Origin of the sequence: Vitiosangium sp. GDMCC 1.1324, from assembly GCF_003044305.1 — a bacterium.
Taxonomy (GTDB): domain Bacteria; phylum Myxococcota; class Myxococcia; order Myxococcales; family Myxococcaceae; genus Archangium.
In genome coordinates this window covers 326,811-352,249 of the sequence record NZ_PZOX01000012.1, presented here as the reverse complement: position 1 = coordinate 352,249, position 25,439 = coordinate 326,811, and the positions used below count along the sequence as shown (strand labels likewise).

Here is a 25,439-nt window from a genome sequence, read left to right as displayed (position 1 = left end):
AATTTCTCGACCCGATCCCTACAGGCAAGGTGGAACGCGCCTGCGGGCCTGAACTCCAGGGCCGCCGGGGGGGAGTGCCACATGCCACCGAGTCATCCGACGACCGCGCTTCGCGCGGGCGTGAGCCTGCTCGCGTTCGCCCTGCTCATGGTGACCCTGTCGGGAGTGTTGCTCCTGGCGCCCGGGCCCCTGTCCACGAACAAAGAGGAGGCAAGCGGGCTGCGGCTGCTCGTGCTGGTAACGGGCCTGGTCGGGGTGACCCTGGGCTGCGCGCTGGGCTGGACGCTGCGCCAGACGCTCCACCCCGAGGACCCGGGCCACACCTCGCTGGCGCAGGAGAACGCGCGGCTGCGCGCCCAGGTGCAGGGGGCCTTCGAGCTGGTGGGCGTGGCCGCGCACGACCTGGGCAATCCCCTGCTGGCGCTCCAGCTCCGCTTGCACCGGCTGCGCGCCCAGACCCGCCACGACGTCCGCGCCCAGGAGGGGCTCTCCGTCGCCGAGCGCGAGGCGCACCGCATGGGTCTGATGGTGCACGACCTGCTGGACCTCTCGCGACTGTCCGCTGGCCGACTCGCCCTGGAGTTGGAGGACCTGGACCTGGCCGACCTCACGCGCGAGGTGGCCGAGCGCTTCTCGGACCAGGCCGCCGCCGCCGGCAGCTCCCTGGTGGTGCACGCCCAGGGCCCCGTGCTCGGCCGGTGGGACCGCCAGCGCCTGGACCGCGTCACCACCAACCTGCTCAGCAACGCGCTCAAGTTCGGCCGGGGCCATCCCATCGAGGTGCACGTCCTCGCCGACGGCTCCCAGGCCCGCCTCTCCGTGTGCGACCACGGCCTGGGCCTCCCCCCCGACGCCCAGGAGCGCCTCTTCGGCCGCTTCGAGCGCCTGGGCGACACCGGACGGCCCGGCTCCGGGCTCGGCCTCTACATCGTCCACCAGCTCGTCCAAGCCCACGGCGGCACCATCCACGTCTCCAGCCGCCCCGGCCAGGGCGCCACCTTCACCGTCGAGCTCCCCCATTCCCTCTCCTGATGTGACGCAGTGCACCCTCTCACACAACCCCACACGTCACGCCCAGGAGCGTACACGTAACCGCTCAAAAATGGACTTTGCGGTAATGTGAATAATTCCCTTATGAGTTGAAATTCCAGGTCGACTCCCTCTATTCTGTCGCTGCTCGAATCAACTTGTTCCCTGAGACAGGGAGCGGTTGAGGCACCAGCGGTTCCGACCTGAGAGGTAGGGACGGAAGCCGCTGGCGGGAACCAGCGAGGGTGGGGCGCAGCAGGGCCCGCCGTCCAATCACAGAAGGAGGGGCCGCCATGAGCGGAAAGGGAGCACTCTGCGTGCCGTCGCACCCGTCTGTCCGCATTCCGGGCCGTATGAAGGGAGTGTGGCTCGCGGCGCTGGCCCTTCTGGGAGCGGGCTGCTCGGAGCAGGGCGTGGCCGGGACGGAGACGCCGGGCACGAGCCTGTCGCAGAGCCTGTCGGACGCCGAGGACCTGCGCCCCAGCCCGGGCGCTTCGGCGGTGGGACTGGCGCTCGAGGTGGAGGACGGGGCGGGCGTTCCCCTCAAGGTGCGCGCCGGGCAGACGTTCTACATCAACCAGATCGACCTGAGGGCCACGGCGACGGCCACGAAGGACGAGGGCGTGGACGGCCTGCGCAAGGTGGGCGACTTCGCGAAGCTGCCGTGGCAGGGCCTGGCGCTGGTGGACGAGGAGCCCGTCCTCCTGCCCAACGCGGACAAAACCTTCACCCGCCGCCGCTTCTACCGCAGCGCGAAGTGGATGGAGCAGCCCAGCGTCTTCACGGTGCAGCCGGTGGACGCCCGCGGTCGCCCCACGGGCCGGGCCATCCCGCTGCACATCGGCAAGGATGACCAGCGCAAGTCCAACGACGACTTCTTCATCCGCCGTCTGCGCGCCATCCAGTGGACGAAGGACTGTCGCAGCGTCTCGGATTGCACCGGTGCGAAGAAATTCGAGGAGGAGGCGCTCGTCGAGGTGCGCAACGCCCGCACCGGCGCCACCTGGTTCTCCCTGTCTCCGGACACCCGCGCCCTGCGAGTGAGCTGGTCCGTGCGCCCCGGCGAGGACTACTCCATCCCCGTTGAACAAGTGGCCCGTCCCACCTACGCGTACGGCTTCTCCATCGACGTGAAGGCCGTCACCCCGCCGCGCGCGGATGGCACGTATGCACCCGGAGCCTCGGTGACGTTCCAGCTCGCCCTGCGTGACGGGGCCGGCAAGCGCCTGCACCCGGAGGGGAGCCTCCCCTCGTATAACGAAGTCGTTTTCGGGCAGAATGAGCCGGGGATTCAGTACTACAGCGCGTTCTTCGACCCGACGACCACGTACTACCGCCGCAAGCACCGTGAGCGCATGCTGATGACGCAGATCATCGGGCCCGCCCAGCGCATCCAGCCGATCCGCAGCATCATCGACATGCCCGCGTTCCTGGACCTCAGCAATGACGTGCAGACGGTCGGCACGCTGGAGCGCGACGGTGTCTTCTCTCAATTCCAGACGTTCCCGCCGGCCAACAAGCTCTTCGGCGGCGCCTTCTACCCGAACGAGGGGCGCTGGGACGCGCCGGTGAGCGACACCTGGACGTACAAGCTGCCGGCGAACGCCGAGCCTGGAACCTACCTGGTGACGGTGAAGGGCCGCCGCGTCTTCATGGGCGAGGACATCCCCGCCAGCCGCACCATCGAAATCCAGGTCGGCACGACGCGGCACACCGAGCCGAAGCTCACCACCGGCCCGTGCAACAGCTGCCACAGCGAGGGCGGCGAGCTCTCCAAGGTGCTGCACGGCAACGACAACCGCGCCGCGTGCGCCGGCTGCCACGCTCCGCTCGGCTTCGAGCTGGAGGGCCCCATCTTCGTGCGCACCCACTTCATCCACTCGCGCTCGGACCGCTTCGACGCGCCGAAGGAGCAGTGCTCCTCCTGCCACCTGACGAAGGAAAGCATCCAGCGCACCAGCCAGGCCGCCTGCCTCTCGTGCCACAAGAGCTACCCCGAGTCGCACGTGAAGGAGTTCGGCCCCATCGAGAGCATGTACGTGGGCGGCGAGCGCAAGTCCTTCCTGCAGTGCACCGGCAGCTGCCACAAAACCCACCCGGGTAGCGGCCTCTAGCGCCGCTGCCCGCAACCCCGGAGGTCCTCCTTGGCCCGAGTGAAGATGCAGACGGCGCGTACCACGCAGTCGGATCCGATCGCAGCCGCCGAGGACCTCGTCAAACAGCTGGAAGGCACGTACCCGAGGCTCGTCACCCTGTTCGCCTCGCGCGACAGGGACCAGGTGGCGCTCAACCGCGCCGTGCGCGAGCGGCTCCCCGCGGGCACGCGTCTGGTGGGAGCCACCACCGCTGGCGAGCTGGACAACCACGGCATCCACTCGGGCAGCGTGGTGCTGGGCGCGCTCTCCGGTGACTTCGAGATAGGCCTGGGCCTGGGCACCGGCCTGTCCGTGGACGCGGTGGGCGCCGGTGCCGCCGCCATCAAGCGCGCCTCCCAGGAGCTGGGCGTCCGCCAGCAGGACATCGACGCGCGCCAGTACGTGGGCCTCGTGATCGACGACGGCTTCCGCTACAAGAAGGAGGAGCTGCTGCTCGGCATCCTCGAGAAGAACCAGACGCTGGTGCTGGTGGGCGGTGGCGCCGCGGACCACGAGCAGGACCCGACGAAGCAGTCCGCCCTGATTCATGTGGATGGCGAGGTGGTCACCGACGCGGTGGTGGTGGCCCTCTTCAAGACGAGCGCCCCCTGGGCCGCCCTGCGCTCGCACTGGTACCTGCCCACCGGCGAGCGCCTCACCATCACCCGCGTGGACGAGAGCGCCACCCGCGCCCTGGAGATCGACGGCAAGCCCGCGGCCCAACGCTACGCCGACATGCTCGGGGTGACGGTGGATGACCTCGAGTTCGGCAAGCCGCGCGGCTTCGCCGTCCACCCCACCGCCCTCAAGGTGGGCCGCGAGTACTTCATCCGCGCCCCATGGAAGCCCCTGCCGGATGGCTCCATCCTCTTCGCCAACCTCCTGGAGGAGGGCACCGAGCTGGAGCTCATGAAGATGGGCGACATGGCGGGGATGACCCGGAGTTTCTTCAAGGAGGAACTGCCCCGCCGCGTCCAGAACCCCCAGGCCACCCTGCTTTTCCATTGCAGTGGGCGCATGTGGTACGCCGGCTCGACCGGGACCATCCCCCAGCTCGCGGAGACCTTGCGCCATGCGCCCTCGGCGGCTGGAATGAATGTGCACTTCGAGATCTACTCGGGGTTCCACATCAACACGACGCTGACGGTCCTGGCGTTCGGGGGGAACTGACGGATGAGCACTCCGGCTCCTGCGGTGTCGGTCAACGAGACGCCCCGGCTCCTGCTGGTCGTGGGCGAGGGGGAGATCACCCGCATCCTCGAGGCGCTACAGCTCGCGAGCCTGAAGGTGTCCGTGGAGCGAGTGTCCACCCGGGAGCAGCTCTCGGCGGCGCTGGAGAAGCCGTGGGACCTGGCCGTGTGCGGCACGGAGCTGCCGGAGCTGGGCTTCCGCGAGGCCGCGCCGCTCCTGCGCAAGAAGGCGCCCCAGCTGCCCTTCCTCGTCGTCTCGGAGAGGTGGGACGAGGCGGACATGAGCGTGGCCCTGGAGGAGGCCGGCGCCGGTGCCTACATCGAGATGAGCCGGATAGCGCTGCTGGTGCCGGTGGTGCGCCGCGAGCTCCAGCTCGCCCTCGAGCGCCGCCAGCACCAGGAGGCAGAGAAGCAGCGGGAGCGCTCGCGCTGGCTGCTGGAGCGCATCGTGGACAGCCTGCCCTTCGTCCTCTTCGTGAAGGACGCCGAGGAGCGCCGGCTGCGCGTGGCCAACAAGACCTTCGCGGACGCGTTCGGGGTCACCAAGGAGTGGCTGCTCGGGAAGCTGGACCACGACTACTTCCCCCAGGAGCAGGCCGACTCCTTCGTGGCCATCGACACGGAGATCCTCGAGACGCGCAAGCTGAAAATCTTCGAGGAGGTGGCGCGCACTGGAGGGGTGGACCGCATCTACGCCACGCGCAAGCTGCCGCTGCTGGATGACAACGGCGAGGCCCGCTACGTGCTGGGCATCACCGAGGACATCACCGAGCGCAAGGCCGCCGAGGAGGCGCTGCGCAAATCCAAGGCCGAGCTGGAGGAGGCCAACAAGCGCCTGGCGGAGAACCTGGAGGAGCTCAAGAAGAGCCGCGCCGTGTCCGCGCGCACCCTGGCGAGCTACCAGCAGCGCGCCCTCCAGATGGAGATCATCCGCCAGCAGAACGAGGACCTGGACCGGCTGGCCACCGAGCTCTCCGCCGCCAAGCGCAACGAGGAGGAGCGCGCCCGCGAGGCCGAGGCCGCCGCCCGGCTCAAGAGCGAGTTCCTGGCCAACTTCAGCCATGAAATCCGCACGCCGCTCAACGGCATCATCGGCTACTGCGACCTGCTGATGCGCGAGGAGGGCAGCCGGCTCACCGCCCACGGCCGGCGCGACCTCAACGTGGTGAAGAAGAACGCGCAGACGCTGCTGGCGCTCATCAACGACATCCTCGACCTGTCCAAGATTGAAGCGGGCCGGGTGGAGGTGGTGGTGGAGCGGGTGGACGTGCAGGAGCTGGCCGAGGAGTGCACGGCCACGGTGAAGGAGTACCTCAAGGGCAAGGACGTGGAGCTGCGCACGGACATCGACCCGCGCGTGGCGTACGTGCGCACGGACGCGCTGAAGCTGCGGCAGATTCTGCTCAACCTGCTGTCCAACGCCGCCAAGTTCACCGAGTCCGGCGAGGTGGCGCTCACCGCGCGCGCGGAGGGCAAGGAGGCCGTCTTCATCGTCGAGGACACGGGCATCGGGATTCCCCAGGACCAGCTCTCGTTCATCTTCGAGAAGTTCCGCCAGGTGGACGGCTCCACCACACGCAAGGTGGGCGGCACGGGGCTGGGGCTGGCCATCGTCCGGGAGCTGAGCAAGGTGCTGGGCGGCGGCGTGGAGGTGCAGAGCACCCTGGGCCGCGGCACCACCTTCACGGTGCGGCTCGTCGGCATCCTCGAGGGCGAGACGCTGGGCGAGTCGCGCGAGCTGGACAGGCCGGTGGCGCCCCAGGACGTGGGCACGGTGCTCGCACCGATGGTGCAGGGCGGCACCGTGCTGGTGGTGGATGATGATCCGCTCGTCCAGCACCTGGTGTCCGGACAGCTCGGGCCCGCGGGCTTCACCGTGGTGACGGCCACGGATGGCCTGGAGGCGCTCAAGAAGGCGAGGGAGCTCCGCCCGCACGCCATCGTGCTGGACATCTACCTGCCGCGCCTGGACGGCTGGAGCGTGCTGTCCGCCCTCAAGAGCGAGCCGGACCTGGCGCGCATCCCCGTCATCATCATCTCCGTGGAGGAGCAGCGGGCGCGCGGCTTCTCGCTGGGCGCGTGTGACTACCTCGTCAAGCCCATCGAGCCCGAGCACCTGGTGGAGGTGGTGCGCCGCAGCATCGGCACCGTCACCGGCGCCGGCGAGGTGCTGGTGGTGGACGACGACGCCTCCACCCGCGAGCTCGTCAGCCGCTCCCTGCGCCGCGCGGGCTTCTCCACCAGCGAGGCCCACAGCGGCGAGGACGCCCTGCTCAAGGCGCGCGTCTCCCCGCCCACGCTGGTGGTGTTGGATTTGATGATGCCCAACCTGGACGGCTTCGAGGTGCTGCGCCGTCTGCGCGCCGAGAAGCTCAACGTCCCGGTGGTGGTGCTCACCGGCAAGACGCTCTCCGCCGAGGAGCAGGCCGTGCTGCGCGACGGCTTCGCCGGCTTCGTCCAGAAGGGCGGCCACGCGCTGGAGGAGGTCATCGGCCAGGCCAAGGGTCTGCTGCTCAAGCAGAGCGCCCAGCGCGCCGGCCGTCTGCCCCGCATCCTCTACGTCGAGGACAACCCGCAGAACCGCGACATCGTCCGGCGCTACCTCGGCGGCCTCTTCGAGGTGCTGGAGGCCGAGGACGGCGAGCTCGGGGTGGAGCGGGCCTCGCGCGACGCTCCGGACCTCATCCTGATGGACCTGTCCCTCCCCCGCCTGGATGGCTGGGAGGCCACGCGGCGCCTGCGTCAGGTGCCCGCCGCGGCCAACATCCCCGTCATCGCCGTGACGGCCCACGCCGGGCGCGAGTACCAGGACAAGGCCACGGCCGCCGGCTGCAACGCCTACCTCACCAAACCTCTCGATCGCGACCAGTTGCTCGAGACGATTCGCAAGCACCTGGGGAGAAGCCATGGTTGAAGCAGCGATCTCCAAGGGCCGTGTCCTCGTGGTGGACGATGATCCAGACCTGTTGGATCTCGTCCGCCGGACGTTGGCGCCTCACTTCGAGGTGCAGACGCACAACTCGGCCCTGGGAGTCTCCAACCTGGTGCGCAATGGCGAGCCGGACCTGGTACTGCTGGACGTGAACTTCCCGGCGCTCAAGGGAGACCAGGTCGTGAGCCTGGCTCGCCGGTATGCCCCGCGGAGCACGAAGTTCATCCTCTATTCGTCCTCGGACGAGAACCGGCTCCGAGCACTCGCGCTGGCCTCCGGCGCGGACGGCTACCTCTCCAAGAGCGTCCAGGGCACCGAGCTCATCCAGAAGCTCACCGCCTTCCGCGAGCAGAGCCGCTCCGCCCCCGCTTGAGCACCGCCTTACCCCGAGGTCCCCTCTCGCTGTTTCCCCCAAGGAGGACCCATGGTGCCACTCCACGAGTGCAGTCCCGCCGAAGCGCTGCGGCGTCAGTTGCAAGGTCCCTGGCTCAATCCCCTGTTGAAGCAGTGGGTGGGCCGGGGCGAGCTGGACTACGAGAAGTACGTACGCACGCCCGAGCTGCTCGCGCTGCAGACGCCTCCCGATGAGCGGGTGACTCCCGATGAGCTGCTCTTCCAGGTGGTGCACCAGGCCCAGGAGCTCTGGCTGAAGGTGCTCGCCCACGAGTCCGTGGAGGCAGTGGCGGAGCTGGACCGGAACGCGCTGTGGGAGGCCTCGGCGCGGCTGGAGCGCATGTTGCGGGTGGTGCGCGGCATGACGGTGGAGCTGGGGGTACTGGAGACGCTCACCCCGGACACCTACCAGGTCATCCGCCGCAACCTGGGCAATGGCAGCGGACAGGAGTCACCGGGCTACAACGCGGTGCGCATGACGGCCGACGGCCTGGAGGGTGCGCTGGAGCGGCTGCTGCGACGGCGCGGCGTGGAGCTGGCCTCCGTGTACCTGGGCCCGGCGGCGGCAGACCTCAAGCGGTTGTGCGAGCAGCTCGTCGACTATGACGAGGCCTTCCAGAACTGGCTGTACGCGCACTTCCAACTGGTGCGCCGCACCATCGGAGTGGACGCCACGGTGAAGGCGCTGGATGGGCTGCCCACGCGGGTACTGTCCGGGCGCATGACGAAGCCCCTCTTTCCCGCGCTGTGGCAGGTGCGCGTGGAGATGACGGCGGACTGGCGGCGCGAGGGCGGCTATGCACCCGGGGCGCCCCGCGGAGACGCCGGAGCGGGCGCCCCGTGAGCGCGCCGAATCCCTCTCCCCGCGCCCTGCTCCACCTGCTCTTCAACGGCGCACGGGCGGTGGACGTGGTGGACACGGCGTTGCGGCTGGGACTGCTGGACGCGCTGGAGCCGGGCCCGGTGACGCTGGGCGTCCTGTGCGAGCGGCACGGCCTGGTACCCGGACGCCTCTACAAGTTCCTCGACTGTCTGGAGAGCCTCGGCCTGGTGCGGCGCGAGCAATCCTCGGATGCGCTGGTGGAGGCCCGCTACAGCGCGGTGCCCGGCCTGCGCGCGGCGGCCGAAGCGGTGCTGGGTCCTCGCTCGCTGGAGCGGGACCGGGAGACGTACGGCTGGCGCGAGCTGCACGGCCGTCTGCCCGAGGTGCTGCGCGGAGAGCGGAGCATGCCTGTCGAGGCCTTCGACTGGCCGCCGCGCACGCCCGCACAGGTAGCGGGCTTCGAGGCCAGCATGGCGGCGGGGCTCGGCCCCATCCTGGAGACGTTCCGCGCGCACGGGCCCCACCTGCTCGAGCCGGGCACGCGGCTGCTGGACGTGGGCGGCGGAGACGGCACGCTCGCGGCGCACCTGCTGGAGTGGCAACCCGGCCTCGCCGTGGACGTGTACAACCTGCCCGCCTGCGAGCCGCTGGTGGCGCGCACCCGGGAGTCGCGCGGCCTCGCGGGGAGGCTCGGCTTCGTGGCCGGTGACTTCCTGCGCGAGCCCCTGCCCCACGGCTACCGCGCCCTCTCCTTCGTCCGCGTCCTGCACGACTGGCCCGAGGACACGGCCCGCGCCCTCCTGCGCGCCGCCCTCGACGCCCTGCCCTCCGGTGGCCGCGTCCTCATCTGCGAGGAGTTCCGCACCCCGGAGCGGCTCGCCGCCCAGTTCTTCTGGTCCTACTTCCTCATGGGCGTGGACTCGTGCGTCAGCCGCCTGCGCGAGGTGGACTTCTACACCCGGGCCCTCGCGGCACTCGGCTTCCACGACGTGCGCGTGCTGCCCGGCCCCTTCGAGCTCGTCACCGCGCTGCGGCCCTGAGCGCCCGGGCGTACCTACGAGGGCTGTGCATCCACGGGGGAGCTGAGGCCGGACTGGTACGCCAGCCGGGCCATCTCCACGCGGTTGTGCACCGCCAGCTTGCGGTAGAGGTTGGAGACGTGGGCCTTCACCGTGCGCTCGGTGATGCCCAGCCGCGCGGAGATCTGCAGGTTGTCCGCGCCGGCCGCCACCAGGCCCAGCACCTCGCGCTCGCGCAGGGTGAGCCGCTCCATGAGCAGGTTGCGTCCGCCCTGCGCGGCCTGCACCGGACTCACGAGCTCCGGCGGGACGAGCCACTCCCCTCGGGCCACCTGCTCGACGGCGGACACCAGGCCGGTGCTGCCCACGTTGAGCTTGCACAGGTAACCCGCGGCACCCGCCTGGAAGCAGCGCTCCAGCAACATCTGATCCCGGTAGGCCGAGAGGATGAGCGAGCGGATGCGGGGATGCCGCTCGCGCAGCAGCTCCACCACCCTCACACCGTCACCCACCTCCGCGCTGTCCGGGCGCTCGAGCCGCAGGTCCACCAGCGCAACGTCCGGCTCCGCCTCCTGGAGCTGTGCCAGGAACCCCTCCTCGTCCGGGCCCTGAGCCACCACCTCCATGCCCGAGCTCTCGAAGAGAACCACCAGGCTCTCCCGGAAGATTTGATGGTCCTCCAGGATGCCCACCCGGATCCTTCCCGCCTCCATATGGAACTCCCTTTGTCCCGAGGCCCCCCTCAGGCACGGCCCACTCCCCACTCTTCTGGGAGTGAATTGTATCATTCCAGGTGCAACTTCAAGGTGCCAGCCCCCGGCTCCTCTGTTGTCCAGACTACGGAAGCACACTGTACTCGCGTCCAACAGCCCTGGCGCTCCGGATGGTGTTGGCTCCTTCGCACACGCCTCCATGCATCCTCGCCGTCCCTCTCGTGGTGGAAGACAGTCAGATGCCATCGCCCTCCGGCCCTCACCCGCTCGAGGGCTCGGCCACGAGGACCCCGAGCCGGACGAGGAGCAGGCACGGCTCCGGCGGACACTCGCCGAGCGGGAGCACCTGCGCACGCTGGGTGAAATGGTGCTGGGCGTCGCGCACGACCTCAACAACACCCTCAACGCGATGAAGCTGCGGCTGGAGCTCATCCAGCGCGACACCCGGCTCGCCGCGCGCCAGCGGGACAACCTGGAAGCACTGGAGCGCATCGTCAGCGACGCGAGCACGCGCGTGCACCACCTGCAGGACTTCGCGCGGCGGCACCGGGAGGAACGCAACGGGGAGCCCGTGCTCCTGGCCGAGGTGGTGCGGGAGGCGATGGAGATCGCTCGCGGCGACCTCGAGCAGCGAGCGGCGCGCGAGGGCCTCACGCTGCGCCTGGACGTGAAGGTGCCGCCGCTGCCTCCGGTGAGCGGCTCGGCGGCGGACCTGCGCTACGTGCTCATCAACCTGCTGCTCAACGCGCGCGATGCCATGCCCCGGGGCGGCACCATCCGCGTGCGCGGGCGACACCAGCGCGGCCAGGTCATCCTCACCGTGGAGGACGAGGGCACGGGCATCTCCCAGGAGCACCTGCCCAGCATCTTCGAGCCCTTCTTCACCACCAAGGGCCGCCAGGGCACCGGCCTGGGACTGGCCATGGCCCACGGTGTCATCTCGCGGGCCGGAGGCACCATCACCGCGACCAACCGCCCGCGAGGAGGCGCCCGCTTCACGCTCACCGTCCCGGCCCTCTCCACGCCGAAGCCCGCGCGGCGCCCGGCCCGGAAGAAGCCCACACCGGAACGCAAGGCACGCCACGCCCGGTAGCACGCTCGGGCATGGCAGTGCTCACTGCACACCAGGGACGAGCGCTCCGCGCTGGCCCGGAAGCCCCCCTCATGGCTAGCTGCCCCTCTCATGGGTGCCTTGGTCGAGCTCCTCGCCACGCGACGGGAGGACATCCTGCAGCGATTCGAGCGCACGCTGCGGGCCCGGTTCCCCACGGAAGGACCACCGCGCTCCGTCATCCTCGACACCTTCCCGGAGCTGCTCGATGAGCTGCTGGAGCTGCTTCGCGGCCCCCCCCGGGGAACGTCCCCTTCGCCCCGTGCCCGACAGCGCGGCATCGGCTACGACGCCGCGCGAATCATCCTCGAGTACAGCCTCTTGAGGGAGGGCATCCTCAAGCTCCTGCAAGAGACCGGGGGCACGTCCGACCTCGAGGAACAGCGGACCTTCCACCGTGGCATCGACCTCTCCATGAGCGGCGCCGTCGCTGAGTCCGAGCGAGCGCGGGACGAGGAGCTCCGGAAGGCGGAGAAGGAACGCGCCACTCTGCTGGAGCGCGCGCACGCGGCCCGGGCCGCGGCCGAGGAACAGCACACCCTGCTGAAGGAGCTCATCGAACAGAGCGGCGACGGCATCGTCATGGCGGACGCCGAGGGCGTGCTGCGCATCCTCAACTCCGAGTCCGAGCGCCAGCATGGCGTGCCCCTCAAGGAAGTAGGCGCGTTGGAGTGGGTGGAGACCTACGGGCTCTGTGACGAAGAGGGCCACCCCATGCCTCTGGAGCAGGTGCCGCTCTACCGCGCGCTCCACGGCGAGCACGTGCGGGACGAGATGATGTGGATCCGCCGTCCGGATGGCACGCGGCTGCCGGTCTCCGTCGCGGCCCGGCCCCTATGGCGGCCCGACGGGTCCCTGAGAGGAGCCGTGGTCACCTCGCGAAACGTGGCGCTGCGGCGCGCCCTGGCGAAGGAGCGGGAGGAGGCCCTGGCGCTGCTGGACACGCTGCTGGCCACCGCGCCGGTGGGCCTGGCCTTCGTCGACCGGGACCTGCGCTACGTGCGCATCAACCATGCGCTCGCCACCGTCAACGGCGTCCCCGTGGAGCAGACGATCGGACGCACCATCTGGGAGGTCATCCCGGCCATCGCGCCCTCCAGCGCGCCCTACTACCAGCGCGTCTTCGAGACCGGGGAGCCCCTCTCCAGCGTGGAGATCACCGTCCCCACCGCGGGCCGACGGGGCGAGCTCGGCCACTACCTGGTGAGCTACTCCCCGGTGAAGGACCACGCTGGCCAGACCCTCATGGTGGCCGCATCGGTGGTGGACATCACCGATCTCAAGCGCTTCGAGGAACACCTGCGCCGGACGGCCGAGTTCCGCGAGCGCTTCCTCGGCATCGTTAGCCACGACCTGCGCAACCCCCTGGGCATCATCACCCTGTCGGCCAACCTCCTGCTGCGCCAGGAGACGTTGCCGGAGCGCGCCCTGCGGCTCGCCCAACGCATCGCGCTCAACGCGGAACTGATGGGGCGGATGATCGGCGATCTGTTGGATCTCACGCGCGGGCGGCTGGGCGGCGGCATCCCCATCACCCCGGTGCCCACCGACCTGGGTCCGCTGGGCCGCCGTGTCGTGAGCGAGCTGGAGGTGGCCCACCCGGCGCGCGAGCTGCGGCTGGAGGTGCGCGGCGACCTGCGCGGCGAGTGGGACCCGGACCGGTTGGCCCAGCTGCTCGGCAACCTCCTCAAGAACGCCCTCGACTACAGCCCCGAGGACCTCCCCGTGGCGCTGGCCCTCCGCGACGAGGGCGAGCGCGTGCGCATCGAGGTGCTCAACCAGGGTGAGCCCATCCCCGCCGAGCTGCTCCCGGAGCTGTTCGAGCCCTTCCGCCGGGGAGAGCAGCGCGGAAGCAAGCCGTCCTCCGGCCTGGGACTCGGGCTCTACATCGTCCAGCAGATCGCCACCGCCCATGGTGGCACGGTCGCGGCGCGCTCAAGCCGCGAGGAGGGCACCGTGTTCACCGTCCAACTGCCCAGGGCCCCCTCGCGCCGCGGGTGAGCTCGCTCGGCCGTCACAAAACGGTGACTTCTTCCCGGCTTTGCCCATCTCGCTGGACTCAATTCCGCTCGGTCTTACCGGCTTTGCACATCTCCCCGGGCTCCAGGCGTCGGATTTGTGGCCTCACAGCTTCCTTCCCTGGAGGACGGGCCTCCCAGCAAGGAAGTGAGACGCTATCCTGAAGCGCCGCCAACCACCTTTGCACTGCCTCCAAGGGGAGCCCATGTCCGAGAGCGAGAACAAGATTCGTGTCCTCGTGGTGGACGATGATGTGGATCAGCTGATGCTTCTGGAGCGGACGCTGCACGCCTACGGCTTCGAGGTTCGCACACACCGCTCCTCGCTGGGTGTTTCCAACCTGGTCCGCAATGCCATGCCGGATCTGGTCCTTCTGGATGTGAACATTCCGGCGCTCAGCGGAGACAAGGTGCTGGCGCTGGCGCGCAACCAGGCCCCGGCCACCACGCGCTTCATTCTCTATTCGGCCTCGGACGAGTCCAAGCTGCGCGCGCTCGCGCTGGCCTCGGGCGCGGATGGCTACATCTCCAAGAGCGTGCAGGGCGAGTCGCTGGCCCGCAAGCTCATCAGCATCTACAAGAAGAGCCGGCTGCCAGCCGCGGGCACCCGCTAGAGCAACGCGGCGACCTCCTCGTAGACCCGGCGGAAGTCGCCCCGGGCCCCGATGAGCCGCAGGTTCTGCGCCAGCCCTCCAGTCGAACGGAAGAACAGCACCGCCTCCGCGGGCGGACGAAGCTTCAGGAAGCGGGGGGCGTTGCGCGCGAAGTGCAGCTTCATGTCACGCGTGATGGAGCACGTGCCGTAGTCGTACGGCGCGGAGCGCATGGGCCGCCCGGCGATGTGCAGCACTTCCTGGATGAGGGCAGCGGCCTCCGCGTCGGGCAGCTCCGTGGTGAAGCCCACCTCCCGGCTCAGGCCGAGCACATCCATGGACTCGAGCCGCACGGCGTGCAGGAACATGCGCCGGTTGGCGTCCACGAAGCGCGGGGTGAAGCGCTTGATGGAGCCGAAGTCGAGCAGCCCCAGCCGCCCGTCCTTGAGCACCATGAAGTTGCCCGGGTGCGGATCCGCGTGCATCTCCCCGGCAGTGAAGAAGGGCCCGTAGATGGCGAGGATGAGCTGGCGCGCCACCCGGAAGCGCTCCTCGGCGGAGGGCTCGGAGACGACCCAGTCCTTGAGAGTGCGGCCCTGGAGCAGCTCCAGCGTGAGCACGCGCCCGGTGGTGCGCTCGGGGATGACCTCGGGCACCTTCAGGTCCGGCAGACGCTCCACGCCGCGGGCGAAGCCAGTACACAGCGAGGCCTCGCGCAGGTAGTCCGTCTCCAACAACATCTCGTCGCGCAGCTCGCGGAAGTAGGCGGTGCCGTCCGTGAGGCGCGAGGCCTTGGAGACGGTCTTCACCACCAGGCCCAGGTTGTCCATGTCCCCGGCGAGTGTCTGGGCGATGCCGGGGTACTGCACCTTCACCGCCACGTGCCGGCCGTCGTGCAGCACGGCGCGGTGCACCTGGCCCAGCGAGGCGGCGGCGAGCGGGGCCTCGTCGAACGAGCGGAAGAGCTCCTCGGGGGCCGCGCCCAGCTCCTCGCGGAGGATGCGCGCCACCAGCTCGTAGGGCATGGGCGGAGCCTCGTTCTGCAGGCGGGCGATGACCTGGCGCACCTCGGGAGAGAGCAGCTCCGTGTCCATGGACACCGCCTGGCCGAGCTTCATGGCCGCGCCCTTGAGCTCGCCGAGCGTGGAGACGAGCTTCTCCGCGGCGGCCTTGCTGAGCAGCTCCGGCTCCTGCCCGACGAGCCGCTTCGCCCCGCTCTTCAGGACGTCCGCGCTGAGTTGAGCGGAGAGACCCGCGAGCTTGCGGAAGCGGGAGAAGCGCCCCTGGAGGGGGAGCTTGTCATCGAGGTCTGTCGGGTCCGAGGCCATGCGCGCGGCCCATTCTAACGGTGGGTCGCGGACGTCGCATGGCTGCGCATCCTCACCCGGAGGGCGTGCCAGCGTTTGAGCGTCTCCAGGTGGAGCGGGTCCACCCGCAGGGCGGCCTCGTAGGAGGCGAGGGCCTCGGCGAGCCGGCCGGCGGTCCGGAAGGCATCACCGGAGGCGACGTGCAACACGGAGTGGCCCTCGGTCTCCGGGTGGCGCGCGAGGAAGCGATGGCGGCACGCCTCCAGGGCGGTGACGGTGAGGCCGGCGGCGAGACAGCGCAGCACGCCCTCCACGTTGCGCAGCTCCGCGTCGTACTCCACGCGCCGCTCCAGGTGGCCGAGCACCAGCAGCGCCTGGGCCACCTTGGAGAGGGCGCGCTGCACGAGGGCGCGCTGGCCGGGAGACAGGGGCAACAGGAGCAGCGGCTCGAGCCGGTTGCGGCACTCGCGCGCATGGGCGCGCACCATGTCGGCGTCCTCGTTCCGGGGCACGCCCAGCACCGCGTAATAGTCCCCGCTGAGGCGCTGGCGGAATTCACGCAGCACGGGCTCGGCGCGGGCATCGTCCTGGGGCGCGGGCGGAGGCGTGGGCTCCGGAGGCCGCTCCCCCGCGAGCAGCCGGGCGAAGGTCTGCTGGAAGGAGGGCGTGGCATCACGCAGCTCCACGCCGAAGCCCGGGGCCATGTTCCACGCCCGGGCCTGCTCGCCCGTCACGTGGCGCACCACCTGGCCGGTGCAGGGCAGCTCGCCCCCGGGCAGCCGCAGCAGCAGCGACACGTCGGAGAGCAGGGGCGGCGGCTCCTCGCCGGTGCTCAAGAAGAGGCCCGCGCGGCCCACGCGCTCGCAGGGGTACTCGCGGATGCCCAGCGAGCCATGCATCGGCACGCGCGCGGTGAAGCCCAGAGGGGGCATCGGCGCGAGCGTCCGAGAGGGGCCGACGGAGGTCTCCAGCGCGGCGCGCAGCTCGGCGGCGGTGGAGAAGCGTGCCTCGGGACGCTTGGCCAGGGCGCGCATCAGCACCGCGGAGAGCGCTTGCGGAATCCCCGGGCGTACCTCGTGCGGCGGGCGCGGGGCCTGCTGGAGGTGGGCCACCAGAATCTCGGCGGCGTTGCTGCCGGTGAAGGGCGCGCTGCCGGTGAGCAGCAGGTAGCCCAGTACGCCCACGGCGTAGAGGTCCGTGCGCGCGTCGACGTCCTTGCCCCCGCACTGCTCGGGGGCCATGAACTCGGGGGTACCCATGAGCACGCCGGTGCGGGTGGGCGTCTCCCCATCCAGCCGGACGAGCCGCTTGGCGATGCCGAAGTCCAGCAGCTTCACCCGGTGGCGCCCGTTGGGGCCCGGCACGAGGAAGACGTTGGCGGGCTTGAGGTCGCGGTGGATGATGCCGCGCGCATGCGCCGCGCCGAGCGCCTCGCACACCTGGGCGAGCAGCTCCACCACCAGCGCCGGCTCGAGCGGCCCCCGGGCGAAGGCGGCGAGGCTCTGCCCCTCCAGGTACTCCATGACGAAGTAGGGCCGGCCGTCGCGCGTGTCGAGGTCGTACACGGTGACGACGTTCTCGTGCTGCACGAGGCTCATGGCACGCGCCTCGGCGAGGAAGCGCGAGACGAGCTCCGGCTCCTCGGCGAGGTGGCGGTGGAGCACCTTCACCGCGACGCGCTTGGGAATGAGGACGTGTTCGGCGAGCAACACCGTGCCCATGCCCCCGCGGCCCAGCTCGCGCAGGGACATGAAGCTGCCGTAGCGCTGACCCACGAGCTTCTCACCCCGCTCGCTCGAGGGCGGCAACGTGAGCGGAGTCTGTGGGCGGTCCTCGAGGGCCGCCCGCATGACGGTAGGACACTCCTCCAGTTCCGGGTGGGGCGTCTGGCAGTCGCAGCTCGAGCGGGAGTCGGGTTCCACGGAAGCCCTTTCCCATGCCATGTTCGTGCCGCTGCCTCCGGACGCGATTCGCCCACCTGGCGCGTCGCGAAGTGGCTGAACCTCCCTGCCTGTAGGCCACTATCGGCGCGCCATCCCCTCATTCCCTCGTACAGGGAGGGGCGGGCGGGCCTGTAAAAAGCACCAGAGCCGGGCTGAAACTTCTACCGCCTGGAAGGGGGGCGCGCGCACGGAACGACCCCCATGAAGGGGGCCGGTGAGAGCACCAGACGCGGACGCTCACAGAGCGGTGGCAGGTGCATCGGACGGAAGAGGCGGGGGGGGCTGAAGCAAGCCGGGCGCGGGGCATCATCATCTCCCTGGGCGGGCCGATGACGGCGTACGTCTTCCTGCACACCGGGTGAAACGGGCTCCTCTGCGTTCGCGGCTCAGTGACGGCCGTTGACGGCACGCAGCTCGGAGGACAGCGAGGACGACTCGGTCTCTTCCTGCTCGACGTCGAGCACGGAGAGGGTGCGGCAGGACTCGTCGACCTCGTAGAGGAGGGCGTACCCTTCCACGACACACCGCAGCAACGGCCGGTCGGTGGCGCCGAGCTTCAGCCAGAGTGGGTTGAGAGGAGGAGCCACCTCCGCCAGCTGGGCGATGTCGTCGATGCGCCGGTGCAGCCGATCGACGAACGCCGGTGGAAGCGATTTGAACGTGCTCCACAGCTCCACGGGGATATGGACGCGGTAGGCCATTGAAGTCCAGATGGCCATTGCCCTCTCGCCGGACAAGTGGGGGGCTGCGCATTCCCTGACAGCAAGGTGCAACCCGAGCCGCCCTTCCGATGGAATCCAGACACTGGGAGGGCCCGAAGTGTGCGCTGTCTGTCATTGGAGCGGCCGGGGAGCCGTGCTCAAATGGTCCGGGGTGTACGTCTTCCTGCCCCTTTATCGGAGCCCGGCGTCCCGTGGAAACACTCGTTCGCATCGCGGAGGCCCTCGGCCGTTTCTCCGCGCGTTTCGTGCCCAGCTCGTTCGCCATCGCGGTGCTGCTCTCCCTGCTCACCATGGGACTGGCCCTGGGCTGGGCGGACACGTCCGCGCCGCGCGTGCTGGAGGCGTGGGGCGGCGGATTCTGGGAGTTGCTCAGCTTCTCCATGCAGATGGCGCTGGTGATGTTCACCGGCTACCTGCTGGCCCTCACCGGCCCGGTGCGCACCCTGCTGGAGCGCCTGGCGGGACTGGCGCGCACCCCGAGGGGCGCGGTGGTGCTCATGGCCGCCGTGTCCATGGGCCTGGCCTACATCAACTGGGGCCTGTCGCTGGTGGCCAGCGCCATGCTGGTGCGCTTCGTGGTGAGGCGGCAGCCGGACGTGGACTACCGCCTGCTGGTGGCCTGCGCCTACTTCGGCCTGGGCGCCACGTGGCACGCGGGCCTGTCCGCCTCCGCGCCGCTGCTGGTGGCCACCCCCGGCCACTTCCTGGAGAAGCAGCTCGGCGTCATCCCCATCGACCGGACGCTCTTCTCGCCCTTCAACCTCTGGCTCACCGTGGCGGCGGTGGGCACGCTCACGGTGCTCGCATGGGCGCTGCACCCGCGGCCCGAGCGCACGGTGCGCGTGGACCCCGCCATCCTCGAGCAGCTCAAGGACTTCGAGCCGCCGGTGCGCCCGGCCGAGAAGAGCCCCGCCACGTGGCTGGACTTCTCCCCGCTGCTCAACGTGCTCTTCGGCGTGCTGGGCCTGCTCTGGTTCGCGCGCCACCTGTGGCTCAACGGTGGCTGGAAGGCCATCAACCTCAACGTGGTGAACTTCCTCTTCCTCACGCTGGCGGTGCTGCTGCACGGCACGCCCGCGCGACTGCTCAAGGCCAGCGAGGAAGCCGCCAGCGTGCTGCACGGCATCGTCCTGCAGTTCCCGCTCTACGCGGGCATCTACGGCATCTTCAAGACCACCGGCCTCACCGAGCGCATCGGCCAGCTCTTCGTCTCGCTGTCCACCACGAGCACCTTCCCCGCCATCGTCTATCTCTACAGCGGCGTGGTGAACTACTTCGTGCCCTCGGGCGGCTCCAAGTGGGCCATTGAAGCGCCCTACCTGTTGGAGGCGGCGAAGACGCTCGGCGTCGCCCCGGAGAAGGTGGTGCTCGCGTATGCCTGGGGGGACATGGCCACGGACCTCATCCAGCCCTTCTGGGCGCTGCCTCTGCTGGCGGTGGCGCGACTCGACTTCAAGGACATCCTCGGCTTCCTGCTGATGGCCTTCTTCGTCTACCTGCCGCTCGTCACCCTCGCCTTCTTCCTCTGGGGTTGAGGGCACGCCGCGTGGCCAGCCGGGGCCTGTCCTGTGCTAGACACCCGGGCGAAACCCATTCGAGGGGGAAACACCATGGCAAGCAACCTGACGAAGCTGGCGATGTGCGCGGTGGTGGCGTTCGGCGGTATGGCGATGGCGCAGGACCAGGCCCCGGAGGCCGCCGCTCCGGCGCACGAGCCGGTGAAGGCACCTCCCGCCGACGCGGTGAAGGGCACGTGGGACTACTTCTACAAGGGCCAGGGCCAGGGTCCCCTGCTGGTCGAGGCCAAGCTGTGCACCAAGGTGGACACCGAGAAGGACAGCCCCACCAAGTTCGAGTGCGTCACCGAAGTGGGCCCCGAGGGCGTCAAGGCCAACACCTCCGTCCAGGTCTGGCAGTCCTACCTGGTGCCGCAGGGTGACTCCATCGAAGACCTGATGATTCAGACCAAGCAGGGCAACGTGGTGCGCGAGACCAAGGACGTGAAGATCAAGGGCGAGGGCTGGCGCACCCGCCAGTGGACCGGCGTGCGTCTGGGCAAGGCAGGCGACTGGACCGTCACCATCCTGCGCGGCGACCAGGTCCTCAAGACCATCAACGTGAAGGTGCTCTGAGCAGTGACGCAGCTGTAGCACTTCCCGCACGCCCGCCTGGTGGCCTCGTGCCCCGGCGGGCGTGTTGTCTTTCAGAGGGCCGGGCTGAAGACGACCTTACCTGTAGGATAAGACGCCTGCCCGGCGGAGAGCTGGCGGACAGGCGACGCCCGGTGACTTCTCCGCTTCCTGGAATTCGACTTCCCCACCGGGGACGTGGTACACGCGGGCCGCCTTCAGGCGTGCTCTCCGGCCCTGAAGGGCGAGGCTGTGCTGAAGCGTCGGCGTGCGGACCCCCCGCCCGCAGACGGCCAACCCCTCGAAACTCTCACCCTCTCAATCCAGCGTGCCCAGGCCGAGAGCGCCACGCGCTACAGATGATGAGCCTCTGAGGAGTTGCACCCCATGAAACCCACTTCACGGATGGACGCTCTCCGCGCGAGCGTCACCGGAACGGCCGCCAAGGTCCTCGGACTGCTGGCGGTGCTGGCCGGAAGCGCTGCCCACGCGAGCGAGGCGGACCTCAAGCTGCCGGACTTCCGCTCGGTCACGTTCCTGAGCGGCATCAATGGCCACTCGCTGCTGATGGTCGGCATCCTCGTCTCCATCTTCGGCCTCGCCTTCGGCTTCATGCAGTACGCGTCGCTGCGCAACCTGCCGGTCCACAAGTCGATGCTCGAGATCTCCGAGCTCATCTACGAGACCTGCAAGACGTACCTCGTCACCCAGGGCAAGTTCATCCTCATCCTCGAGGTGCTCATTGGCGCCGTGATGGTGGTGTACTTCGGCTTCCTGCGGCACCTGGAGGCCATCAAGGTCATCACCATCCTGGCCTTCAGCCTCATCGGCATCGCCGGCAGCTACGGCGTGGCCTGGTTCGGCATCCGGGTGAACACCTTCGCCAACAGCCGCACCGCCTTCGCCAGCTTGCGTGGCAAGCCCTACCCCACCTACGCCATCCCCCTGCAGGCCGGTATGTCCATCGGCATGGTGCTCATCTCCACCGAGCTCCTGCTGATGCTCATCATCCTGCTCTTCGTCCCCTCCGACTTCGCGGGCCCCTGCTTCATCGGCTTCGCCATCGGTGAGTCGCTGGGCGCCTCCGTGCTGCGCATCGCCGGCGGTATCTTCACCAAGATTGCCGACATCGGCTCGGACCTGATGAAGATCGTCTTCAAGATCAAGGAAGACGACGCGCGCAACCCGGGCGTCATCGCCGACTGCACCGGTGACAACGCGGGTGACTCGGTGGGCCCCTCGGCCGACGGCTTCGAGACCTACGGCGTGACGGGCGTGGCGCTCATCACCTTCATCCTCCTGGCGGTGCCGCCGCAGTTCCAGGTCCAGCTGCTCGTCTGGATTTTCATGATGCGCATCGTGATGGTGCTGGCGAGCCTCGGCTCCTACGGCCTCAACGGCATCATCCAGGGTGGCAAGTACAAGAACGCGGACCACATGAACTTCGAGGCCCCGCTCACCGTGCTGGTGTGGCTGACCTCCATCGTGTCCGTGGTGCTGACCTTCATCGTGTCCAAGCTGCTCATCCCGGACCTGGCCGGTGACACCACCCTGTGGTGGAAGCTGTCCGCCATCATCACCTGCGGCACGCTGGCGGGCGCCATCATCCCCGAGGCCATCAAGGTCTTCACCTCCACCGAGAGCCGTCACGTGCGCGAGGTCGTCACGGCCTCCCGCGAGGGCGGTGCGTCGCTCAACGTCATCTCGGGCCTGGTGGCCGGTAACTTCTCCGGCTACTGGATGGGCATCATCATCGCGGCGCTGATGGGCGGCGCCTTCTTCTTCAGCCGCGACATCCCCAGCACGCTGATGATCGCCCCGGCGGTGTTCTCCTTCGGTCTGGTGGCCTTCGGCTTCCTGGGCATGGGCCCGGTCACCATCGCGGTGGACTCGTACGGCCCCGTGACGGACAACGCGCAGAGCGTGTACGAGCTGTCCCTCATCGAGAACGTCCCCAACATCTCCGCGGAGGTCCAGAAGGACTTCGGCTTCAAGCCGGACTTCGAGAAGGGCAAGGAGTACCTCGAGGAGAACGACGGCGCGGGCAACACCTTCAAGGCCACGGCCAAGCCGGTGCTCATCGGCACCGCCGTGGTGGGCGCCACCACGATGATCTTCTCCATCATCGTCATCCTCATCGGCACCCATACGGCCACCGGCAGCGTGATTCTGGACGCGACCAAGCAGGGCTACCTCAGCCTGCTGCACGCCCCGTTCCTGCTGGGCCTGGTCACCGGCGGCGCCGTCATCTACTGGTTCTCCGGCGCCTCGATGCAGGCGGTGTCCACGGGCGCCTACCGCGCGGTGGAGTTCATCAAGGCCAACATCAAGCTGGAGGGCGTGGAGAAGGCGAGCGTCGAGGACTCCAAGCGCGTGGTGGAGATCTGCACCCAGTACGCGCAGAAGGGCATGCTCAACATCTTCCTGGGCGTGTTCTTCAGCACCCTGGCCTTCGCGTGCCTCGAGCCGTACTTCTTCGTGGGCTACCTCATCTCCATCGCGGTGTTCGGCCTGTACCAGGCGGTGTTCATGGCGAACGCCGGTGGTGCGTGGGACAACGCGAAGAAGCTGGTGGAGACGGAGCTGAAGGCCAAGGGCACGGACCTGCACGCGGCCACGGTCGTGGGCGACACGGTGGGCGACCCGTTCAAGGACACCTCGTCCGTGGCGCTCAACCCGGTCATCAAGTTCACCACCCTCTTCGGCCTGCTCGCGGTGGAGCTGGCGGTGGAGCTGAACGCGGCCGGCCAGGGCGCCATCACCACGGTGCTCGCGGCCGTCTTCTTCGCCGCCTCGCTGGTGTTCGTGTACCGCTCGTTCTACGGCATGCGCATCGAGACCCCGATGTCCGCCATCGCCGGAGAGACGAAGGCGGGCGTGAAGCCGGCGGCCTAGTCACCCCAGGGCCCCACGGCCTGAAGTGACGAGCGGCGGGGAGCCCCAGGCTTCCCGCCGCTTCTCTTTTGCGGGCCCGGGCTCAGCGGATGCGGAACGCGGGCGGCTCGATGCGGGTGGAACGGCACTCGGGACAGGAGCCGGGCCGGGTGAGGCGTTTGCGCTCCCGGAAGACGAAGCCGCAGGCCAGGCACTCGGAGGGGATGACCTCCAGCGCGGCACCTCCGGCCCGCAGCGACTTCTCCAGGTGCTCCAGGTGCCCGGCCACGTCCTTCTCGGAGATGCCCACCCGCGCGGAGAGCTCCTTCGCGGTGAGGCCCGTCTCCGGTGCCGAGGCCAGCTCCGCCTCCAGCGCGCCACGCACGGTGGCTCCCCGGGCTTGGGGAATGGGACTGCGATTCATGGCCCATGACCTCCCAGGTTTGACGTTAGGCATGCGCCCCTGCACCGGTGTCCAGGGGTCCCTCGCCCGCCCTGCCAGCGAGTGTCCAGCACCGGAAAGATTCCTAGGTCCCCCGGGAGGGCTCGGATAGCGTCGGGGGCATGAGCCTCCGGTACACCGCTGATTACAGAACCCTCCTCTGGTGCCTCGCGATGCCGATCGTCGCGATGGCGCAGTACGTCAATCCCGCGCTCATCCCCTACCTCAGCCCGATCAGCTGCTACCTGGCGCTGAGCGCTGGCGTCATCGCGCACAACCACAACCACTGCCCCACCTTCAAGAGCCGGAGGCTCAACGGCTGGATGGGCATGTGGCTGGCGCACTTCTACGGCTACCCCACCTTCGCCTGGGTGCCCACGCACAACCTCAACCACCACAAGTACGTCAACAAGCCGGGCGACGCGACCATCACCTGGCGCTACACCAACAAGCACAACTGGCTGGTGGCCTCCACGTACTTCTTCATCTCCTCGTACTGGCAGAGCGATCCCATCAAGCAGTACATCGCCAAGGCGCGCCAGTCGAACCCCACGCTCTACCGGCAGATCATCACCCAGTACTGCATGTGGGCGGGCCTGCACCTGGCGCTGCTCGGGGTGGCCATCGCGTGGCACGGGCTGGGGCGCGGCATCATGGTGTGGGGCTTCGCCTTCCTCATCCCGGCGCTCTTCGCGCTGTGGACCATCATGTTCTTCAACTACATCCAGCACGTCCACGCGGACGCCTGGAGCGAGCACGACCACTCGCGCAGCTTCGACGGCAAGCTCATCAACTTCCTGCTCTTCAACAACGGCCTGCACTCGGCCCACCACGAGGTGCCGGGCGCCCACTGGAGCACCCTGCCCCAGCTGCACGCGAAGCTGGCCCCGGAGATCAACCCGGAGCTCAACCAGAGCAGCTTCTTCGGGTGGTGCTTCCGCGTCTATGTGCTGGCGCCCTTCTTCCCCCAGTTCGGCACCAAGCAGCTCGGCCGCGCCGGCTTCGAGCCGCCCTCGGGTGAGGCGCCCGAGCTGACCTCGGCGGACGTGGATGCCCTGGAGTCGGGCATCAACGCTGCTCGAACCTGAACACTTGGGGGAACCGCCCCCTCGACATTCAGGAGTGGACAGACTACGCCAGAGCCCCCCTGCTCAAGTCCGGGTGGGGAACGGCGGCTCGGGTGCCGCCGCTGTGACGAAAGAAGAACGATTCATGGCAACTGGTACGGTCAAGTGGTTCAACGACGCTAAGGGCTTCGGGTTCATCACGCAGGACGGAGGTGGCGAGGACGTGTTCTGCCACCACACCGCCATCAATATGGATGGCTTCCGCACCCTGGCCGAGGGGCAGCGCGTGGAGTTCGAGGTCACGAAGGGCCCCAAGGGCCTCCAGGCGCAGAACGTTCGCGCCGCGGGGTAGTCCCACACTCTGTGATGATTCCTGGAGCCCGACCTCTCATGAGGTCGGGCTCTTCCTTTTGAATGACCCCCCGTCTTCCGTCCCTGCCTCGAGCCGCCGGTTTCGACGACGCCCCCTTCACCAAGCGCCCCGGCGCGAGGGTGCCGCTGGTGGGCGTGGTGTGCGCCGGCACGCGCTTCGAGGGGCTCGTCTGGGGACGGGTGCGCAAGGACGGGTGGACGGCGACGGACGAGGTGTGCCGGTTGCTGGTGGGGGGCAAGTTCCTGCCGCAGCTGCACCTGGTGCTGTTGGATGGCATCGCCTTCGGCGGCTTCAACATGGTGGACCTGCCGAGGCTGGCGCACACGCTGGGCAAGCCGTGCGTGTCGGTGATGCGGCGGCTGCCGGACCTGGACGCGATGGAGCGCGCGCTGCGCCACCTGCCCCGGCCGGAGCGGCGGCTGGAGTTGCTGAGACGGGCCGGGCCCATCCATCAGCTCGGAGGCTTCACCTTCCAGGTGCAGGGCGCGGAGCCGGCCTGGGTGGCGGAAGCGCTCCAGCGGCTCACGGACCGGGGACACGTGCCGGAGGCGCTGCGGCTGGCGCACCTCATTGGCTCGGCGGTGGTGACGGGAGAGAGCTCCAAGCGGGCCTGAGCGGGCCCCTCG

Annotated in this window: 21 protein-coding genes; 16 read left to right on the top strand and 5 right to left on the bottom strand. The window is 69.1% G+C overall.

What is annotated here, in order from left to right:
• The first annotated feature begins 81 nt into the window (after positions 1–81).
• From DAT35_RS32010 to DAT35_RS31980, 7 genes are all read left to right on the top strand, one after another.
• Entirely contained in the window at positions 82–1,032 is a 951-nt protein-coding gene (locus DAT35_RS32010) for a sensor histidine kinase KdpD (protein WP_108072084.1), read from the top strand.
• Between the two features lie 290 nt (positions 1,033–1,322).
• Positions 1,323–3,143, top strand: a complete 1,821-nt coding sequence (locus tag DAT35_RS32005; RefSeq protein ID WP_108072081.1) for a cytochrome C — start codon at positions 1,323–1,325, stop codon at positions 3,141–3,143.
• Positions 3,144–3,173: 30 nt separating this feature from the next.
• Entirely contained in the window at positions 3,174–4,334 is a 1,161-nt protein-coding gene (locus DAT35_RS32000; RefSeq protein ID WP_108072079.1) for an FIST signal transduction protein, read from the top strand.
• 3 nt (positions 4,335–4,337) lie between these two features.
• Positions 4,338–7,268, top strand: coding sequence for a response regulator (locus DAT35_RS31995; protein ID WP_108072077.1), 2,931 nt, complete (start codon positions 4,338–4,340; stop codon positions 7,266–7,268).
• Positions 7,261–7,659 carry a response regulator gene (locus DAT35_RS31990; RefSeq protein ID WP_108072075.1) on the top strand — a complete coding sequence of 133 codons (399 nt, stop codon included), beginning with the start codon at positions 7,261–7,263 and terminating at the stop codon, positions 7,657–7,659. The genes DAT35_RS31995 and DAT35_RS31990 overlap by 8 nt, the downstream gene beginning before the upstream one ends.
• Positions 7,660–7,710: 51 nt before the next feature.
• Positions 7,711–8,523, top strand: a complete 813-nt coding sequence (locus DAT35_RS31985; protein WP_108072073.1) for a tryptophan 2,3-dioxygenase family protein — start codon at positions 7,711–7,713, stop codon at positions 8,521–8,523.
• Positions 8,520–9,542, top strand: a complete 1,023-nt coding sequence (locus tag DAT35_RS31980) for a methyltransferase (RefSeq protein ID WP_108072071.1) — start codon at positions 8,520–8,522, stop codon at positions 9,540–9,542. The genes DAT35_RS31985 and DAT35_RS31980 overlap by 4 nt, the downstream gene beginning before the upstream one ends.
• 14 nt (positions 9,543–9,556) lie before the next feature.
• On the opposite strand, the gene DAT35_RS31975 is transcribed toward DAT35_RS31980, so the two are convergent.
• Positions 9,557–10,234 (bottom strand): response regulator transcription factor, encoded by a 678-nt coding sequence (locus DAT35_RS31975; RefSeq protein WP_108072069.1) that lies wholly within the window; start codon positions 10,232–10,234, stop codon positions 9,557–9,559.
• A 199-nt stretch (positions 10,235–10,433) separates the two neighbouring features.
• Between DAT35_RS31975 and DAT35_RS31970 the strand changes: the two genes are divergently transcribed.
• From DAT35_RS31970 to DAT35_RS31960, 3 genes are all read left to right on the top strand, one after another.
• Positions 10,434–11,327, top strand: a complete 894-nt coding sequence (locus tag DAT35_RS31970; RefSeq protein ID WP_233261843.1) for a sensor histidine kinase — start codon at positions 10,434–10,436, stop codon at positions 11,325–11,327.
• A 90-nt stretch (positions 11,328–11,417) separates the two neighbouring features.
• Positions 11,418–13,346 carry a PAS domain-containing protein gene (locus tag DAT35_RS31965; protein WP_108072067.1) on the top strand — a complete coding sequence of 643 codons (1,929 nt, stop codon included), beginning with the start codon at positions 11,418–11,420 and terminating at the stop codon, positions 13,344–13,346.
• 223 nt (positions 13,347–13,569) lie between these two features.
• Complete coding sequence (locus DAT35_RS31960) at positions 13,570–13,977, top strand: response regulator (protein ID WP_108072200.1); 408 nt, start codon at positions 13,570–13,572, stop codon at positions 13,975–13,977.
• Here DAT35_RS31960 and DAT35_RS31955 read toward each other — a convergent pair.
• From DAT35_RS31955 to DAT35_RS31945, 3 genes are all read right to left on the bottom strand, one after another.
• Positions 13,974–15,284, bottom strand: coding sequence for an AarF/ABC1/UbiB kinase family protein (locus tag DAT35_RS31955; RefSeq protein ID WP_108072063.1), 1,311 nt, complete (start codon positions 15,282–15,284; stop codon positions 13,974–13,976). The two genes, DAT35_RS31960 and DAT35_RS31955, sit on opposite strands and share 4 nt — an antisense overlap.
• A 14-nt stretch (positions 15,285–15,298) precedes the next feature.
• The gene (locus tag DAT35_RS31950) at positions 15,299–17,185 is read right to left on the bottom strand and encodes a serine/threonine-protein kinase (protein WP_233261842.1); all 1,887 of its coding nucleotides are present in this window, start codon (positions 17,183–17,185) and stop codon (positions 15,299–15,301) included.
• A 407-nt stretch (positions 17,186–17,592) separates the two neighbouring features.
• Positions 17,593–17,925: a type II toxin-antitoxin system RelE/ParE family toxin gene (locus tag DAT35_RS31945; RefSeq protein ID WP_146209973.1), complete on the bottom strand. Its 333-nt coding sequence runs from the start codon at positions 17,923–17,925 to the stop codon at positions 17,593–17,595.
• A 194-nt stretch (positions 17,926–18,119) separates the two neighbouring features.
• Between DAT35_RS31945 and DAT35_RS31940 the strand changes: the two genes are divergently transcribed.
• The 3 genes from DAT35_RS31940 (at position 18,120) to DAT35_RS31930 (ending at position 22,952) form a co-directional block, all read left to right on the top strand.
• The gene (locus DAT35_RS31940; RefSeq protein ID WP_108072057.1) at positions 18,120–19,463 is read left to right on the top strand and encodes a short-chain fatty acid transporter; all 1,344 of its coding nucleotides are present in this window, start codon (positions 18,120–18,122) and stop codon (positions 19,461–19,463) included.
• A 75-nt stretch (positions 19,464–19,538) separates the two neighbouring features.
• The gene (locus DAT35_RS31935) at positions 19,539–20,060 is read left to right on the top strand and encodes a hypothetical protein (RefSeq protein WP_108072055.1); all 522 of its coding nucleotides are present in this window, start codon (positions 19,539–19,541) and stop codon (positions 20,058–20,060) included.
• A 384-nt stretch (positions 20,061–20,444) separates the two neighbouring features.
• Positions 20,445–22,952, top strand: a complete 2,508-nt coding sequence (locus DAT35_RS31930; protein ID WP_108072053.1) for a sodium-translocating pyrophosphatase — start codon at positions 20,445–20,447, stop codon at positions 22,950–22,952.
• An 82-nt stretch (positions 22,953–23,034) separates the two neighbouring features.
• Here DAT35_RS31930 and DAT35_RS31925 read toward each other — a convergent pair whose 3' ends face one another.
• A complete protein-coding gene (locus DAT35_RS31925) occupies positions 23,035–23,355 on the bottom strand; it encodes a transcriptional regulator (protein WP_108072051.1) in 321 nt (106 codons plus the stop codon).
• 191 nt (positions 23,356–23,546) lie between these two features.
• Here DAT35_RS31925 and DAT35_RS31920 point away from each other — a divergent pair, with 191 nt between their 5' ends.
• From DAT35_RS31920 to DAT35_RS31910, 3 genes are all read left to right on the top strand, one after another.
• A complete protein-coding gene (locus DAT35_RS31920) occupies positions 23,547–24,461 on the top strand; it encodes a fatty acid desaturase (RefSeq protein WP_108072197.1) in 915 nt (304 codons plus the stop codon).
• A gap of 124 nt (positions 24,462–24,585) precedes the next feature.
• A complete protein-coding gene (locus DAT35_RS31915; RefSeq protein WP_108072049.1) occupies positions 24,586–24,792 on the top strand; it encodes a cold-shock protein in 207 nt (68 codons plus the stop codon).
• Between the two features lie 62 nt (positions 24,793–24,854).
• Complete coding sequence (locus tag DAT35_RS31910; protein WP_108072047.1) at positions 24,855–25,427, top strand: DUF99 family protein; 573 nt, start codon at positions 24,855–24,857, stop codon at positions 25,425–25,427.
• The last annotated feature ends 12 nt before the right edge of the window (positions 25,428–25,439 follow it).

What these genes read in the sequence shown, in the direction of transcription:
- DAT35_RS31965 (WP_108072067.1), top strand. Translation starts at nt 11,418, where the DNA reads ATGGGTGCCTTGGTCGAGCTCCTCGCCACGCGACGGGAGGACATCCTG.
- DAT35_RS31935 (WP_108072055.1), top strand. Translation starts at nt 19,539, where the DNA reads ATGGCAAGCAACCTGACGAAGCTGGCGATGTGCGCGGTGGTGGCGTTC.
- DAT35_RS31990 (WP_108072075.1), top strand. Translation starts at nt 7,261, where the DNA reads ATGGTTGAAGCAGCGATCTCCAAGGGCCGTGTCCTCGTGGTGGACGAT.
- DAT35_RS31930 (WP_108072053.1), top strand. Translation starts at nt 20,445, where the DNA reads ATGAAACCCACTTCACGGATGGACGCTCTCCGCGCGAGCGTCACCGGA.
- DAT35_RS31945 (WP_146209973.1), bottom strand. Translation starts at nt 17,925, where the DNA reads ATGGCCATCTGGACTTCAATGGCCTACCGCGTCCATATCCCCGTGGAG.
- DAT35_RS31985 (WP_108072073.1), top strand. Translation starts at nt 7,711, where the DNA reads ATGGTGCCACTCCACGAGTGCAGTCCCGCCGAAGCGCTGCGGCGTCAG.
- DAT35_RS31975 (WP_108072069.1), bottom strand. Translation starts at nt 10,234, where the DNA reads ATGGAGGCGGGAAGGATCCGGGTGGGCATCCTGGAGGACCATCAAATC.
- DAT35_RS31920 (WP_108072197.1), top strand. Translation starts at nt 23,547, where the DNA reads ATGCCGATCGTCGCGATGGCGCAGTACGTCAATCCCGCGCTCATCCCC.
- DAT35_RS32010 (WP_108072084.1), top strand. Translation starts at nt 82, where the DNA reads ATGCCACCGAGTCATCCGACGACCGCGCTTCGCGCGGGCGTGAGCCTG.
- DAT35_RS31955 (WP_108072063.1), bottom strand. Translation starts at nt 15,284, where the DNA reads ATGGCCTCGGACCCGACAGACCTCGATGACAAGCTCCCCCTCCAGGGG.
- DAT35_RS31925 (WP_108072051.1), bottom strand. Translation starts at nt 23,355, where the DNA reads ATGAATCGCAGTCCCATTCCCCAAGCCCGGGGAGCCACCGTGCGTGGC.
- DAT35_RS31960 (WP_108072200.1), top strand. Translation starts at nt 13,570, where the DNA reads ATGTCCGAGAGCGAGAACAAGATTCGTGTCCTCGTGGTGGACGATGAT.
- DAT35_RS32005 (WP_108072081.1), top strand. Translation starts at nt 1,323, where the DNA reads ATGAGCGGAAAGGGAGCACTCTGCGTGCCGTCGCACCCGTCTGTCCGC.
- DAT35_RS31915 (WP_108072049.1), top strand. Translation starts at nt 24,586, where the DNA reads ATGGCAACTGGTACGGTCAAGTGGTTCAACGACGCTAAGGGCTTCGGG.
- DAT35_RS31995 (WP_108072077.1), top strand. Translation starts at nt 4,338, where the DNA reads ATGAGCACTCCGGCTCCTGCGGTGTCGGTCAACGAGACGCCCCGGCTC.
- DAT35_RS31970 (WP_233261843.1), top strand. Translation starts at nt 10,434, where the DNA reads ATGCATCCTCGCCGTCCCTCTCGTGGTGGAAGACAGTCAGATGCCATC.
- DAT35_RS31910 (WP_108072047.1), top strand. Translation starts at nt 24,855, where the DNA reads ATGACCCCCCGTCTTCCGTCCCTGCCTCGAGCCGCCGGTTTCGACGAC.